At 35.0% G+C, this 15,308-nt stretch carries 22 protein-coding genes and 1 pseudogene; 21 read left to right on the forward strand and 2 right to left on the reverse strand.

Features of this window, described 5'->3' with window-relative positions; all coding sequences use genetic code 11:
- Window positions 1–7: 7 nt before the first annotated feature.
- The 20 genes from MKX83_RS04185 to MKX83_RS04280 all read left to right on the forward strand — a co-directional run bounded on the left by MKX83_RS04185 (window position 8) and on the right by MKX83_RS04280 (window position 13,000).
- The gene (locus MKX83_RS04185; protein WP_445293152.1) at window positions 8–487 is read left to right on the forward strand and encodes a GNAT family N-acetyltransferase; all 480 of its coding nucleotides are present in this window, start codon (window positions 8–10) and stop codon (window positions 485–487) included.
- A 252-nt stretch (window positions 488–739) separates the two neighbouring features.
- Entirely contained in the window at window positions 740–1,078 is a 339-nt protein-coding gene (locus tag MKX83_RS04190) for an ArsR/SmtB family transcription factor (protein ID WP_095370570.1), read from the forward strand.
- Window positions 1,079–1,100: 22 nt separating this feature from the next.
- Entirely contained in the window at window positions 1,101–2,099 is a 999-nt protein-coding gene (locus MKX83_RS04195; RefSeq protein ID WP_322910154.1) for an NADP-dependent oxidoreductase, read from the forward strand.
- 426 nt (window positions 2,100–2,525) lie between these two features.
- On the forward strand, window positions 2,526–3,089 hold the full coding sequence (ahpC, locus tag MKX83_RS04200; protein WP_095370569.1) for an alkyl hydroperoxide reductase subunit C: 564 nt from the start codon (window positions 2,526–2,528) through the stop codon (window positions 3,087–3,089).
- A 13-nt stretch (window positions 3,090–3,102) separates the two neighbouring features.
- A complete protein-coding gene (gene ahpF, locus MKX83_RS04205) occupies window positions 3,103–4,632 on the forward strand; it encodes an alkyl hydroperoxide reductase subunit F (protein WP_307315039.1) in 1,530 nt (509 codons plus the stop codon).
- A gap of 561 nt (window positions 4,633–5,193) precedes the next feature.
- A complete protein-coding gene (locus tag MKX83_RS04210) occupies window positions 5,194–5,511 on the forward strand; it encodes a hypothetical protein (protein WP_341054235.1) in 318 nt (105 codons plus the stop codon).
- A gap of 95 nt (window positions 5,512–5,606) precedes the next feature.
- Window positions 5,607–5,789 (forward strand): hypothetical protein, encoded by a 183-nt coding sequence (locus MKX83_RS04215; protein ID WP_341054237.1) that lies wholly within the window; start codon window positions 5,607–5,609, stop codon window positions 5,787–5,789.
- A gap of 260 nt (window positions 5,790–6,049) precedes the next feature.
- A complete protein-coding gene (locus tag MKX83_RS04220; RefSeq protein ID WP_341054239.1) occupies window positions 6,050–6,352 on the forward strand; it encodes a hypothetical protein in 303 nt (100 codons plus the stop codon).
- A 280-nt stretch (window positions 6,353–6,632) separates the two neighbouring features.
- Entirely contained in the window at window positions 6,633–7,298 is a 666-nt protein-coding gene (locus MKX83_RS04225) for an HAD family hydrolase (protein WP_341054241.1), read from the forward strand.
- Between the two features lie 138 nt (window positions 7,299–7,436).
- Entirely contained in the window at window positions 7,437–8,243 is an 807-nt protein-coding gene (locus MKX83_RS04230) for a protein phosphatase 2C domain-containing protein (RefSeq protein ID WP_341054242.1), read from the forward strand.
- An 85-nt stretch (window positions 8,244–8,328) separates the two neighbouring features.
- On the forward strand, window positions 8,329–8,763 hold the full coding sequence (locus MKX83_RS04235; protein WP_233435325.1) for a DUF3888 domain-containing protein: 435 nt from the start codon (window positions 8,329–8,331) through the stop codon (window positions 8,761–8,763).
- A 116-nt stretch (window positions 8,764–8,879) separates the two neighbouring features.
- The gene (locus MKX83_RS04240; protein ID WP_307316911.1) at window positions 8,880–9,161 is read left to right on the forward strand and encodes a hypothetical protein; all 282 of its coding nucleotides are present in this window, start codon (window positions 8,880–8,882) and stop codon (window positions 9,159–9,161) included.
- Window positions 9,162–9,257: 96 nt separating this feature from the next.
- Complete coding sequence (locus MKX83_RS04245) at window positions 9,258–9,461, forward strand: hypothetical protein (protein ID WP_341054247.1); 204 nt, start codon at window positions 9,258–9,260, stop codon at window positions 9,459–9,461.
- Window positions 9,462–9,642: 181 nt separating this feature from the next.
- Window positions 9,643–10,269, forward strand: a complete 627-nt coding sequence (locus MKX83_RS04250; RefSeq protein ID WP_341054250.1) for an SMI1/KNR4 family protein — start codon at window positions 9,643–9,645, stop codon at window positions 10,267–10,269.
- A gap of 308 nt (window positions 10,270–10,577) precedes the next feature.
- Window positions 10,578–10,766, forward strand: coding sequence for a hypothetical protein (locus tag MKX83_RS04255; RefSeq protein WP_341054252.1), 189 nt, complete (start codon window positions 10,578–10,580; stop codon window positions 10,764–10,766).
- 155 nt (window positions 10,767–10,921) lie between these two features.
- Window positions 10,922–11,419: a YehS family protein gene (locus MKX83_RS04260; RefSeq protein WP_341054254.1), complete on the forward strand. Its 498-nt coding sequence runs from the start codon at window positions 10,922–10,924 to the stop codon at window positions 11,417–11,419.
- Between the two features lie 152 nt (window positions 11,420–11,571).
- Entirely contained in the window at window positions 11,572–11,937 is a 366-nt protein-coding gene (locus MKX83_RS04265) for a DUF2089 domain-containing protein (protein ID WP_224934442.1), read from the forward strand.
- 13 nt (window positions 11,938–11,950) lie between these two features.
- A complete protein-coding gene (locus MKX83_RS04270; protein ID WP_341054258.1) occupies window positions 11,951–12,340 on the forward strand; it encodes an SHOCT-like domain-containing protein in 390 nt (129 codons plus the stop codon).
- Window positions 12,341–12,349: 9 nt separating this feature from the next.
- Window positions 12,350–12,631 carry a hypothetical protein gene (locus tag MKX83_RS04275; protein ID WP_341054261.1) on the forward strand — a complete coding sequence of 94 codons (282 nt, stop codon included), beginning with the start codon at window positions 12,350–12,352 and terminating at the stop codon, window positions 12,629–12,631.
- 231 nt (window positions 12,632–12,862) lie between these two features.
- Window positions 12,863–13,000: a hypothetical protein gene (locus MKX83_RS04280; RefSeq protein ID WP_157733793.1), complete on the forward strand. Its 138-nt coding sequence runs from the start codon at window positions 12,863–12,865 to the stop codon at window positions 12,998–13,000.
- Between the two features lie 28 nt (window positions 13,001–13,028).
- On the opposite strand, the gene MKX83_RS04285 is transcribed toward MKX83_RS04280, so the two are convergent.
- Both MKX83_RS04285 and MKX83_RS04290 read right to left on the reverse strand, forming a co-directional pair.
- Window positions 13,029–13,664, reverse strand: coding sequence for a DUF998 domain-containing protein (locus tag MKX83_RS04285; protein ID WP_328199778.1), 636 nt, complete (start codon window positions 13,662–13,664; stop codon window positions 13,029–13,031).
- A gap of 117 nt (window positions 13,665–13,781) precedes the next feature.
- A pseudogene (locus MKX83_RS04290) lies at window positions 13,782–14,004 on the reverse strand (cyclase).
- Window positions 14,005–14,213: 209 nt separating this feature from the next.
- Between MKX83_RS04290 and MKX83_RS04295 the strand changes: the two are divergent.
- Window positions 14,214–15,182, forward strand: a complete 969-nt coding sequence (locus MKX83_RS04295) for a tRNA dihydrouridine synthase (RefSeq protein WP_307315390.1) — start codon at window positions 14,214–14,216, stop codon at window positions 15,180–15,182.
- The last annotated feature ends 126 nt before the right edge of the window (window positions 15,183–15,308 follow it).

A 15,308-nucleotide genomic window follows, 5' to 3' on the forward strand; every position in this document is an offset into this window, starting at 1 on the left:
AATGAAATTGATTACATCTGGAGAAGTTCAATTAGGGTTATATCGTGAGGAGCACTTAGAAATATTAAATAGATTTGAATTACCGGAAAATCAAGCGAAGTTTACAGCATTACCAAAGGAAAAAGTAGCTGTTTCTGATGGGCAATATCGAGTAGTTATCCTTTCAAAAGACGTACCAGTAGGCTTTTTCCTGCTACACAGTACAAAAAGGGTAAGTGAATATACCGTTAATCCTCATGCTATGTTATTAACAGCCCTTTCTATAGATTACAAACATCAGGGCAAAGGGTATGCTAAGCAAGCGATGCTGGCGTTAAAAGCATTTATCACTACTCATTTCCCCGATTGCAATGAAGTGGTTTTGGCGGTCAATCATAAAAACATTCCCGCACAGCAATTGTACTTAAAAGTTGGTTTTGTTGATACTGGTGAGCGGAAAATAGGAAAAATTGACGAACAGTTTATATTGAAATTAGAAATGAAGTAATTGACCATGTTCATCTCAAACCACCTTCTTATTTTGAAGGAATACTAGCGTTTCTGTTTATGCAGAAACGCTTTTCTTTATTGTAATAAAACCTGCGCGAATGATGGGGTCTATAAGATTAAAACGTTAATGTGTTCGTCTCGATTTTCTTTCTCAATATTGCACTAGAAAAACCAATAGTATATTGTTCTCTTAAGTTATTTGGTTTATCAACTTAATCGATTCAACAAACAATTGGAGGAATTTAGCTGAATGAATAAACAGGTCCAACTGAATAAGATTAAAGAGGATTTTATTCTAAGTCAAAAGGTGCTATCAGCCATTGGTGATGAAACGCGTCAATCAATATTATTAGTGCTTATGGGGACGGATTGTGAAACGGGAATGCGCGTGGGTGAGATTACTAATCAAACGCATCTTTCAAGACCTGCCGTTTCTCATCATCTAAAGATCTTGCGTGAAGCTGGAATCATATTAATGCGTAAAGAAGGCACAAAGAATTTTTATTATATAAATGTACGAACAGAATTAGGGTTATTAAAAACGCTTGTAGGGGATATTGAAAAATTCATGGATGATTTTTATAGATAATGAAGGAAAAGGAGGATGAAATATGAGAGCAATGGTTATTGATCAATATGGAAAAGTGCCCATGCAATTGGCAGATATGTCTATACCAGAAATGAGTGATCATGAGGTACTCGTAACCATTTATGCCGCTAGTTTTAATCCCATTGATTTTAAGATCCGGGATGGGAAAGTGAAACTATTAGTTAAATATAGTATGCCACTTATATTAGGTAATGATTTTTCTGGTGTTGTTACAAAAGTCGGTAAAAAAGTGACGCGTTTTAAAATAGGTGATGAAATATATGGCCGCCCCCGCAAGAGTAAAATTGGCACTTTTGCGGAATACCTTGCCATTCATGAAGATGACATTGCATTAAAGCCAAGAAATTTGACCTTTGAAGAAGCAGCATCAATTCCGTTGGTAGGGCTAACTTCTTATCAAGCGTTAATAGATATTTTACAATTGCAAAAGGGTCAAAAGGTGTTTATTCAAGCTGGAGCAGGTGGAGTCGGCACCTTTGCTATTCAGTTGGCAAAAGAAATGGGTGCTACCGTGGCAACGACTGCGAGTCAAGCTGGTGAAGATTTAGTAAAATCTCTTGGAGCCGATATCATTATCAATTACAAGACGGAACAATTTGAAGAGATACTGAATGACTACGATGCAGTCTTTGATACGCTTGGCGGAGAAATATTAGAAAAATCTTTTGAAGTGGTAAGGCCTGGAGGAAAGATTGCTTCCGTTTCGGGACTACCCAATGCTCGCTTCGGTAAAGATTATGGCTCAGGTTTTTTTAAGACGTTATTGTTTTCCGTGGCAAGCCATAAACTTACGAGTCTTGAAAAAAAATATCAGGTTCATTATACTTTTTTATTTATGAAACCAAGTGGCAAACAATTAAAAGCCATCGCAGACTTGATTGAGGCTAGTAAAATAAAGCCGATCATAGATAAAGAATTTTCATTTGACGATGCACAAAAAGCGATGGAATATGCAGAATCAGGGAGGGCAAAAGGGAAAATCATATTAAAAATTAAATAGGTGCTAAATATTCTTTTAGTGACTGTAAAATACTAGTCCCTCACATATGGAACTAGTTTTTCCCTTTCTTAAATCGTATTTATTTGTCCGTTCTCTCTTAGAATGGAGAGGGAAGAATTTTCATTTGAAGCTATCCATTCTCAATTGAAGACTCTTTTTTTCTATTTTATAGTTTATTTCACAATAATGTAATATTTAGTTGAAAACGTATACATTTCTTATATAGCCTATATTTAGCGTTGATTCCTCATAATATTTAACCGATTAGGAATGATTGATATAAATTAATTCATGCGCTTTAATTGACAAATATAATATTAGTAATATAATAATAATCAATGCTAATTAATAATAATTATAGATTATGAATGTGATCATTCTGTTAATCTATGATTAAATTTAAACAACTTTTAGGAGGACTACAACATGTCATTAATAGGAAAAGAAGTATTACCATTTAACGCACATGCATATAGAAATGGAGATTTTATTGAAGTATCTGAAGCAGATCTTAAAGGTCATTGGAGTGTCGTTTGTTTCTACCCAGCTGACTTTACATTTGTTTGCCCAACAGAGCTTGAAGATCTTCAAGATCAATACCCAGCTCTACAAGAACTAGGTGTAGAAGTATTCTCTGTTTCAAGAGACTCTCACTTTACTCATAAAGCATGGCATGATACATCAGAAGCAATTGGTAAAATCACATATACAATGATTGGTGATCCATCACATACAATTTCTCGTAACTTCGATGTTCTTATTGAAGAATTAGGTCAAGCAGATCGTGGTACATTCATTATCGATCCAGATGGTATCATTCAAGCAGTTGAAATCAATGCAGATGGTATTGGTCGTGACGCAAGCATTCTTATCGATAAAATTAAAGCAGCTCAATATGTTCGTTCTAATCCAGGCGAAGTTTGCCCGGCAAAATGGAAAGAAGGATCTTCTACACTTAAGCCAAGCCTTGATTTAGTCGGCAAAATTTAAGGAGTGGAACCCCATGATATTAGAAGCAGAAATTAAAGAGCAACTCCATCAGTATCTTCAACTGATGGAGGGCGATGTATTACTGAAAGTAAGTACCGGAGACGATGACGTATCAAAAGATATGCTTTCTCTCGTTGATGAACTTGCCACAATGTCATCTAAAATTAAGGTAGAAACAGCTACATTAAAAAGAACACCAAGCTTCAGCGTGAATCGCATGGGTGAAGATACAGGTGTAGCTTTTGCTGGTATTCCTCTTGGTCATGAATTTACTTCCTTAGTATTAGCCTTATTACAAGCAAGTGGCCGCGCGCCAAAAGTAGATGATAAGGTGATGGAACAGGTAAAGAATATTCAAGGAGAGTTTCATTTCGAAACTTACGTTAGTCTGACATGCCATAATTGTCCTGATGTGGTACAGGCCTTGAATATCATGAGTGTGTTAAACCCAGGCATTACACACACAATGATCGATGGCGCGGCTTTTAAAGAAGAAGTCGATAGCAAAAACATCATGGCCGTACCAACTGTTTTCCTTAATGGAGAAGTGTTTGGCAGTGGACGTATGACTTTAGATGAAATTTTAGCGAAGATGGGTAGCACAGAAGATCCAGCCGAATTTTCTAATAAAGATCCATTTGATGTACTAGTTGTTGGTGGTGGCCCAGCAGGTGCGAGTGCAGCGATTTATGCTGCTCGTAAAGGTATCCGTACTGGAGTTGTTGCTGAGCGATTCGGTGGTCAAATCATGGATACGTTAGGTATCGAGAACTTTATCGGTACGAAGTATACAGAAGGTCCTAAGCTTGCAGCTAGTCTTGAAGAACATGTGAAAGAATACGATGTCGACGTGATGAATCTACAACGCGCGAAAAGCTTACAAAGAAAAGAACTCATTGAAGTGGAATTAGAAAACGGTGCAGTTCTTAAGAGTAAGTCAGTCATTCTTTCCACAGGTGCAAGATGGAGAAACGTTGGTGTACCTGGTGAAGCAGAATTCAAAAATAAAGGTGTCGCTTACTGTCCACATTGTGACGGCCCATTATTCGAAGGAAAAGACGTTGCGGTCATCGGTGGCGGTAATTCAGGTATCGAGGCAGCAATCGACCTAGCGGGTATCGTTAAACATGTAACAGTTATTGAGTTCGGTGCAGAACTAAGAGCCGATTCGGTCCTACAAGAGCGTCTGTATAGCTTACCGAATGTAAAAGTGATTAAGAACGCACAAACAACAGAAATCACGGGTACAGATAAAGTGAATGGTATCACTTATCTAGACCGTGAAACAGAAGAAGTACACCATATTGAACTTCAAGGAATCTTTGTTCAAATTGGTCTTGTTCCAAACACGGATTGGTTAGGCGATACGATTGAGCGCACAAGAACAGGCGAAATCGTCGTCGATAACCATGGTGCAACAAACGTCCCAGGCGTATTTGCAGCAGGTGACTGTACGAACAACCCGTATAAACAAATTATAATTTCTATGGGATCAGGTGCCAACGCATCATTAGGTGCATTTGATTATCTGATTAGGAATTAATATATATTTGCGGAGAAAGGTCAAGTGAGTTGAAACTCATCTTGGCCTTTCTCTTTTTTTATGGAGTGGATGTATTAATATTGTTTGGGCTGGTTCAATCATGCAATCGAAGAAAAAGAGTTTTGCTCGTACATCTAGAGTAAAATCTTCAAAGATAGCCGAACAAAAAGTTTTCATTCTCTCCTATTTAGTCCTTATTTGTTGACTAAGCGTTTATCAACTAGGTTATTTTTACAATTTTTACATATATTTTGATACAATTATAGTGAGATCAAAGTATTTCTAGAGGGTGGATGACTATAAATATGTGGAGACCTTTTTACGCTAGTGGTGTAGATTTAAAATAAAATCGCGACGTTTGTAAAAAAGATGCGATGTTTAAAACAAAGGTACGATATTTATAAAAAAGATGCGAAGATTTACCCCTTTGAATATGCATTGTCCGAAGAGGGATTTTATGGTGAAAATAACATGACGATCTTCAACAATCGGGCCATTTAATTGAATGAACTAGGTTAAAATTGAATCAATTTAAAAGCAAAAGAAAGGGGGGATTATAATATGGGTTTAGCATTGGATATTGCGCGTGTCATATTGCCTCTTGTAATAGTGGGTGGGATTGCAGTATTTGTAATTCTGAGAATGAAGCATAAATATGAGAAAGGCACCCTGGGTAAGAAAAAAACGAAAGACGCTCAAAATTTATTGGATAGCTTAATACCATTCGGAATGATGATTGGTTTTGCTATTGCTATATTTTTAAGTGTATTTTCACCAATTTCCTTACTATCTGCAATGACTTGGGGACCTGGAATAGGTTTTTTATTTGGATATTTTGCGTATGAAATTTATAGCAAAAAAGAAGAGAGTCATTCGTAATAACTGTCTTCCTGAAAAGGGTGCAGTTTTGGAATAACCTGTATAACATGAATACTTTTTAGTCAGATGTTCTGATACGAAAGGAGGTCTATGACTTGAGTAAATATGTCAAATACGCAGTAGTTATTGGTATCATAGCTTTTGTTTTGGCTTTGGTCTTATTCTTAACAATCGATTCTCCGTACCCATACCTTGGTGGTCTTGTTGTAGCGTTTATTATATTTGAAATCAGTTTTTTTCACTTATTTGGAAAGGAAAGACAAAAGAATAAACTGTAAAATGACTCTTGGGACATTTAAGCAAACGGGCGCATTTCAGGAGTAAGAATTAGCCTCTTCGTTTTTATATCTGTATTGGATCTCTCGTTGTTTTTGGATAATTATGTTAAAATAGATGAAGGTTATGAAATTTGTGCACTTAAACTCTAGAGCAAGTTTCTATTTTAAGTGAAGACACCTTTTTTATTAAAAGGTCAGGGTTTTTAGGTAATAGCAATTTTGTGCCTAATATAGTTTTTATAACTTGAGGATGGATGATTATGGCATTAATAATCTTGTTATTATTTATTTTGACAGTTGTTATCATAGGAAGGCTTTATAAAGCTAAAGAGGTTATTCGTAAACTTTCTTGGTGGGAACGTATTTATACGGTTATATTATATGTTGGATTATTTGGTGGTTCAATTATAGGGATGTCTGAATTAACGGATTGGGTACGGCAATTCGATTTAATTTGGATATATGAATTTAGCATTCAACTTATCTTATTATTAATAGGTATTTGGATTGTTACCAGCATTTTAAGTAGATTATTACCTGAAGGTATAATGAAAAATCTGTAATGTTGAAATTGAGGATGATTGCATAGCAAGAACAGTCGCTTGTTGTATTAAAGGTTTTGGTTAAAGTTCCATTTTAAATGTTAGCTGTCCATGTTCTAATAACAATCTTCAAGAATCGGGCGTAATTCTTGAAGACTGGAATTGTGCCTTTTTCAGTAATGGGCCATTTAATGGAGCAAGAATTATCGAGTAAACGGGACAGTTTGATAATGAATTTAAATAATTCTGAATTTTCTATAGTAAAATGAGGAAGGTAATTGATACAGAAAGGAAGCTTTATATGAACAAATATAAGATAATTTTATTTGATTTAGATGGAACACTTTCAGACCCAAAAATAGGTATAACTAAATCTGTTCAATATGCGTTAAAGAAAATGGACATTGATGAACCTAACATCGATAAACTTGAATGTTTTATCGGTCCACCACTTCAAGTGTCATTTTCTGAATATTACGATTTTGATGAAGGGAGTACACAAAAGGCAATTCATTTTTACAGGGAAAGGTTCAAGGATAAGGGTATGTTTGAGAATGACCTATATTCGGAAATTCCTTTTCTACTAAAATCATTAAAAGAACAACAATATATTTTAGTTGTTGCAACTTCAAAGCCTACTGTATTTTCTGAACAAATACTAAAGTATTTTAACATTGACCATTATTTTGATCTTGTTGTTGGAAGTAATCTAGACGGAACACGAACATCAAAAACTGAAATTATTCAATACATACTTGATAAGTACAATGAGCATAGGCTAGATGATTTTATTATGATTGGTGACAGAAAACACGATATGATTGGTGCAAATAATATTGGTATTGACTCTATCGGAGTAACTTATGGATATGGTTCATTTAAAGAATTAAGTGATACTAACCCTACACATATTGTTAATTGTGTTGACGAGATAACAGATATTTTAATAGCAAGTAAAGTTGGATAAATAACGAAATTATATTTCCGAAATAAGGAATTGGCAGCTATTCTGCATGAAAAGGGTGCTTTTCTTAGGTTATAAATCGTTTTATTTTCTTTTGTATATTAAAAATAGTTGACCAATATGAATACAAGGTGATTAATCATGAGTGATTATCAATGGGTAGGAAGCCAAAAACATTATGTAGATGAAGTTCACACTAAATTGTTGAACAACGATATTGTAATAGGTCATTTTGGTGGTAACTCTTCAACTGGGCAATTTAAGAATGAAGATGGATGTTTAATTTGGGTTAATCAAGAAGAAGATTGGGAGTTTGTTATTATTCTTGATGCTCATAATACAGCACAAAGTGCAGAATTAGTTCTTAAAACCTTTGAAAAAGAAAGAGACTCAGTGCAACAAATCTTAAAAATGCAGACAGTAGAAGCTTTCGACACCATATCCACCTTCATTCTAAATATTTTTATGGGTCAAAGCTTTCGAGAAGCTAATCAAAATGTCCAAGGAGAAACTGCTTGCCTATTTGTTGTTAGGAAAGGAAAATTCCTTTGGTGGCTGTCGATAGGAGATTGCATTCTTTATTTGTTTCATCCTGAACTTAAAGCACTAGGAGAATTTCAACAGAATCATAGAAGTTTTTATGAGTGGGTAGGACAAAAGAATACTTTTAATTTAGCTGTACCTTGTTACAGTTCTGGAAGGAAAGAATTACGGAAAGGAGAAAATCATATTTTCTTAACAACAGATGGGCTTATTGAGTGCCCAAATACTAATTTTGACAACCCATTTGAAATATTTAATACCTTCGAAGGGATAACCAATCAATATGGTGTTAAAAGATTATTAGAAGAAATTAAGGAAAATAATGTACGTGATAGTACAACAATAATTTCATGGAAAGTAACTATCAACAATTCAGCTACTTTACCCAGTGATATTCCGCAATAGGGCGCAATTATTGAATAAGGTTATACCAGAATAGGGACAAGATTCTTGAATAAATCATTTTAGTTCTTAGGAAAACTAAAATGAGGTGATAATTATTAATAAATTTGCGGTCTTGCTTATGGTTGGAATGCTTTTAGTAATCTCTAATAGAACAGTAAATGCAAAAACAGAAACAATAAATGAAGCCGATACGGAATTATGTGAAACGGTTAAAATGGCACTTATAAGTAGCCTAAGAGAACCAGTAGATAAAGCAATTGTTGAAATCTACAAAGACGACAAAAATGTACCTGAAGGTCTTACTTGGGCTTCATATGATACAGAAATCCTTAAAATAAAACAGTTATATGGAATTGGTGGATTATATGAGATAACGCTTAAAGTATACCCTTACTATCGTGCTCATATGGGTTATGGGGAAGATGAAGTCGTGATAAATACAAGAGGGAAACTCATAAATTATAAACACTTGAAAACATATCCTCGAACTGCAACTAAAGGGAGCGATTCATTAATATGAATAAGCGCCCTTTTTATATTTCAGACAGATATTTGAAGAAGGTATTTGAGGGGGGAACAACTAGGTAATTAAAAGAAATTTGTGGTAAAATGGAAAAAAATACTAGGGGGGTTAGTGTGCAAGCATTTTGGGATTATTTCGGTGGAATGGGTTTTTTAAATATGCTATTTGTATATTTTCCAATTGGGGTAGCTATTATTAGCGTTTTGCTCACTTTACTATTCAGAAAAACTTTTGTCCCAGTTATTGTAGTTTCTCTTATATTTGGATCATTTTTCATTTATACCTACACACAATTCAATGCTACTTTTGAAAATTTCCTTATTCCTTTGATTATTTATATTTTAATTGCGTTTCTGCTTGGTAAAATTACTAAAAAATTTGTTATCAAAGCCTAACCTTTCTATTCCGTATAAGGGCGATTTAATGCATAAGTTGTGTCAGAATCCGGCCATTTAGTTGAATAAGTTTTCTTAGGGAAGGGAGAAAAAGTAATGTCTAAAGGTTTAAAAAAAATGTTATTTTGGTCACTTGGATTTTCAGTTATTATTACTATACTCCGCATTATTACGGATTACTTTTTTGATCGTGATATTGAATTATTCTCATATTCGGCAGTCTTCTTGGGGACAGTTGTCGCGGGATTAATTTTTGCAGGACCATTAAATTATTATATATCAAAATCTCGAGAAGGATAAAAATAGCTTTTTGAAGTTCTTCTGTTATCGGGCGCGATTGTTGAGCATCACAGGTAGAAAATGATCAAACTTTTTTATAAAAACCAAACTTAAATCTGCTAAAGAAGAATCCTTTTTGATCAATCTTTTGTTCAAATGGATTCTTCTTATTTATCGTAAAATAAGGATTTGCGAGGTATTTTTGCTAAAACTTTATTTCAAAGCTACAAGTGGTATCGTGTTAGAGAAATTAACACAAGAAGATGTATTGAAAGCTGCTGAGGAGCATTTTGGTGTGAAATTACCAAGGGAATATGTGGATTTACTTTATATACAAAATGGCGGCTACCTTTTGAAAGATAGCATCAACATAGACATAGAGATAGATAATGAGCATACGCTTCCAATTGATTATCTCCTCGGTATTAAAGAAAACAAAGGTATCATGGAGACGAAGTGTCTATTTAATGAATGGGAAATTGATCATAATCAACTTATCGTTATTTCTGGCGATGGCCATTATTTTATTGTGTTAGATTATAGTAAGAATCAACATAACCCCAATGTCGCTTATTTAAATTCTGATTCAGGTGAGCTAATCGAGTTATTCCCAACATTTTATGAATTTATGAACGAGCTCTTACCAGAAGATGACGAAGTTTCATATGACCATGAGGAAGAAGAGATCAATCAATTCATGCGTAATCCTAATTTAGTACATGCTAAAAAGCTGGTAAGCTCGGATAATGAAGATTTAATATATCAAGGAATAGAATATTGGGGTCAAACAGGCAAAAATAAAAGTGAATTCAATCGTGGAGAAAAGTAGCATCGGAAGAGATAAAAGAAAAGTCTGCCATTCAGGCGGTTATTGATAGTATTCCAGATTCACCGTTAGATTTAGTGAAAGAATAAAAACAAAAAATAGTTGAAGAATTGAATGGATGATTGTTTCCTCGTTCTTATTGTATAAGTGATTAGTTGGTGTATATACGAGGGTCCCACTCCACAAGTGTCACCGAATTTATGGAGGGAAATGGAATGTGCGACGTTGTATAGCCACTTGAAATTGTATGTTAAGCTTAATTGTACATACAAGTAAGAAACGTTACTATCAATATAAAAGGAGCAATTAAAATGGAAGCAGCAAAACAATGGCTTGCTATCCCTAAACATACTAGAGAAAAGATCGTAAGAAATGTATTTTGTAGCAATTGTGGGGAAACGGAGATTGTGAAATACACGATTGAATCGGGTGATTATGGACCTATATTAAAAGGAAAATGTAAAACTTGTGGCACTGAAATTGCTCGTGTAATTGAGTAGTGCTAAGCATGGAGGGGTGGTCTTAGGTAGACTGTCCTTTTTCTTTGATATACGTTGATTTCAACATAAGTGGATTGCATAGCAATGACAATGTTAAAATAAAACAATGGCTTTAATACTACATAGCAAAGTCTGTTGAGATAGGAGCGATAATTATGGTTGATAATAATGATCTTTTAATCCGATTGCGATATGCGTTGGATATTAAAAATAGTGAAATGGCAGAGATTTTCAAACTAGGTGAGGAAGAGGTTACAGTGCCAGAGGTGGTGAAGATTCTTAAAAAGTTTGATGAAGATGAGGCGGAAAACCGAATTGAATTAACTGATGCGATGTTGAATTCGTTCTTAAATGGCCTCATTATTTATAAAAGAGGAAAACAAGAACCGAAACCCGGGCAAGTGAATACACCGGACCCGTCGATCACGAGCCATCGACATATCAATAATATCCTCTTAAAGAAAGTCAAAATTGCCTTGGCATTAACAACAGAGGATATGATTGATATCTTTAGAAAAGCGGGGCTCAACGTTTCAAAAGGAGAAATAGGCGCTTTTCTTAGAAAAGAAGGACATAAAAATTATAAAGTGTGCTTAGATCACTTTGCTAGGAACTTTTTGAAAGGTTTGACTGTTAAATATAGGGAAGCATGATATAAAAAAAGCAGTGGGAGTAATCCTGCTGTTTTTATTTTGTTCGAAAATAAAATAAATTAAATAAATATAGATAAAAAATTAATTATATTAATTTACATATTAATATAATTAATATATAATCAAATAAAATTAAATGAAGGGAGTGCGTTATGGCTTATAAAGTGATTACGAGTTGCCCTGTATGTAGTGAAACATTGAAAATTACTAAATTGCAGTGTGCACATTGCCAAACGACGATTGAAAATGAGTTCGAATTATCTAAGTTAGCGTCTTTGTCTAACGATCAGTTGCATTTTGTGGAAGTGTTCTTAACTTGTCGAGGTAATATAAAAGAGGTTGAAAAGGAATTGGGGGTTTCTTATCCGACCGTTCGCAGCAAGCTTTCAGATATCATTTCATCACTTGGTTATAAACAGGCTAAGAAGAATGAAGTGGATGAGAAGAAGGTCATCTCGATGTTGGAAAACGGTGAAATAAATTCAGACGAAGCAATTAAGCTCTTAAAAGGAGAATAAGGAGGCGTATTGTATGAAAGAGGAAATCACAAAAGTGTTAACGATGGTGCAAGAAGGAAAAATAGATGCCGATAAAGGGGCAGAGCTGATCCAGGTGTTAAAAGAAAAGGAGGAGATAGAAAGTAAGCAGCCCGAATCATCAAGTAAGTATATGGAAAAAGTTCTGAAAATCCGTGTGAAATCAGCTGAAAATGATAATGTCACAGTTAATCTACCAATCAAACTTGTCAAAGTAGTGTTGTTAGCAGGGCATAATATTGCAGCGAGTATACCTGAGTCTGCGAAATACGTGAAAGATATTGATATTAACTTAATTATCGAAGCGATAGAAAATGAATTGGACGGCCAAATTGTTGATGTGAAGTCAGCAGACGGAGATACCGTTTCAATCTTTATTGAGTAGTGACATCCTATGCTGAAAATTACGGTGAGAACAGAAGGTATGCGATTAACGATTCCAGTTCCTCATGCTGCATTGAATATTGGGTGCTCTATTCTTTTATCCAAAGTGTTTCAACGGCATGTATATGCGGGAATCAATCAACAACTGCAAAAGAAAGAAGTTGATTTTATCATCCCACAAATAGATAAAAAATGGCTGAAACCTATTCTGAAAGAAATGAAGAGTCATAAGGGCTTGGTATTAGTAGATGTAGTAGCGAATGATGGAACTGAAGTGAAGGTGAGACTGTGACTTTAAGGGAAGTGGTTATATTAATTCCAGTTCCTTTTTTTATGTGTTAGCAGGGTAAAGAAGAATTTATGAAAATTGGTAACTAAAAAAAGAAGTAATTAATAAAAAAGGTTATACCCATAACTTCCTCCTAAATAAATCTAATCGCCATACTAATCATATAGATGATATGTAAAACGACTCTTAATCTAACAGAGGAGAAGAAGTAAAAATAAAGGACGGTGTATTGGTGTGGAATGGAGTAAAGAGACGGAAATGTTTATTATCTTTATGTATTACGTCCTACCCGCAGTAGTGATTGGCTTGATTATTATTGGGTTTGTGATACTATTCCGTAATTTAATGAAGTATAAAAGCAATAAAAAATAGAGAAGATGTTTGAAGAAAAACCTGCATCTTAGTTTGACGCAGGCAAAGATTTAGAACGCTTTACTAAAAGATAAGTGGATACTGTTCCCCAAATAAACAATATGAAATAAAAGAGCCTTTGAAGTAATCCTGAAGGGAGAGGAAAGAGTGGAACAAGGGAAATCAGAATAGTAATAGATATTAAGCTTGCTGTGCAAAAATATGTCCATTTTCTAATGGCTGGCAGTTTCTTAGCGAAAATGAGTAGGCCTGGAAATACGGTTATCATAGCGATCCATACGAGAATAGAGTGCCCTAATAAATTGACATCAGCAGGGATTATGCCTGAGATAAAGGTAGAAATGCCTATTAAAAGGATAAACGATGTTGCCATTCGATTAATCAATGATTTGCACAAATATTGGGAGAGATATAGTACTCCGATACAAAAGGTTAATCCGTTAAACAAAAAGAGTCCATTCATTCCCACATGATGAGGGGAGCATATTTCATAAGGTGCGAATGCATAAGTGAATTCACCGCAGGTAGTTACACCAAGGTCACTCATAGCATGATGTAAATAGCTATAAGACGCTGTTGAGGTAAAAATGAAGAAAGGTTCAATAAGAAAGTATAGGCAAGTCATCCCCCAACTTAAGAAGCCTATTCTTTTTGATATATACATGAGATTCCTCCTGAGAGAAAGTTTATGTATATTTTATATCCATTATTTCCTAAATGGTATGGGCTATTTGTGTATATTGGTTTAAGGCTTGAGGCTGAAAAGCGTTAAGTGGCCACACTATTCCTCGCTTTTCATACGTTTATGTTTTTCGTGAATGATTTTTTTATTTAGTATTTTCACTGTCCCCACCATTAACAATCTCATATCTTCTACAATGTAGTCCGCTAGATCTTCATCTGAGATCGTATCTTCGTCAATATCCAAGCGAAAATCTTGTCCTTGTAAGCCTCCCCCCATTGGTAAATTCTATTTCGAAGTCGAATTGTACGCGTTTATCCATTATATTGCCCCCTCCCTTATTATTGTTTTATTCATATTCGTTTAGGGGGCATAAAGTGACCTTCTTATACAAACCATCTTATTCCCCGATATGATAAACTATAAATGTCAAAATTAACTGTTGTTTGAAAAGCAGTGTGTAAACATGCTATAAGTGAAGAAGGTAAATTTTATAAATAGATATCTCACTGTGAGAGGATTGAATACATGATGAAAGAAAATTTTTGGCGTGAGTTGCCACGCCCATTCTTTGTGCTTGCACCGATGGAGGATGTGACGGATGTTGTTTTTCGTCATGTCGTTAGTGAGGCAGCACGGCCAGATGTGTTTTTTACTGAATTCACAAATTCGGAAAGTTATTGTCATCCTGATGGACAAAAAAGTGTTCGTGGTCGCTTAACCTTTACAGAAGATGAGCAGCCGATGGTGGCGCATATATGGGGAGATAGACCTGAGAATTTTCGTGAAATGAGTATTGGTATGGCGGAACTAGGATTTAAAGGCATTGACCTAAATATGGGGTGTCCTGTTCCGAATGTTGCTGGAAACGGTAAAGGTAGCGGATTGATTTGTCGCCCGGATGTTGCTGCTGAGCTGATTGCTGCGGCAAAAGCAGGGGGACTGCCTGTTAGTGTTAAAACAAGGCTCGGTTATAGTGAAATCGACGAATGGCGTGATTGGCTTACACATATTTTAAAACAAGATATTGCCAACCTCTCGATTCATCTTCGTACGAGAGAAGAAATGAGTAAGGTAGATGCACACTGGGAATTGATTCCGGAAATTAAAAAGCTCCGTGATGAGTTAGCTCCTGATACGCTGTTAACAATTAATGGTGATATTCCTGACCGCCAAGTGGGATTAGAGCTAGCAGAAAAATACGGAATTGACGGTGTAATGATTGGCCGAGGTATTTTTAAAAACCCATTTGCTTTTGAAAAGGAAGCGAAAGAGCATAGTAGTAAAGAATTATTGGATCTATTAAGATTGCATCTCGATCTTCATGATCAATATGCAGGGCTGGAGCTGCGCCCATATACCGGCCTTCATCGTTTTTTCAAAATTTATGTTCGTAGCTTTAAAGGAGCGGGAGAATTAAGAAATCAATTAATGAATACAAAGTCAACGGATGAAGCACGTGCGTTGCTTGATGATTTTGACAGAATAAATCATTCATAAGAGAAAAGATGAATGTTTACTTCTTTTTATCGATATGATATGATACTGGTAATTAGATTCCATATGAATTTGGAGAGGTGCATTTATGAGTGCAGTAGGTTCTAAATAGGCAATTAAAATTTGAAA

It is taken from the genome of Cytobacillus sp. FSL M8-0252 (assembly GCF_038007345.1).
Classification (GTDB): domain Bacteria; phylum Bacillota; class Bacilli; order Bacillales; family Cytobacillaceae; genus Cytobacillus; species Cytobacillus kochii.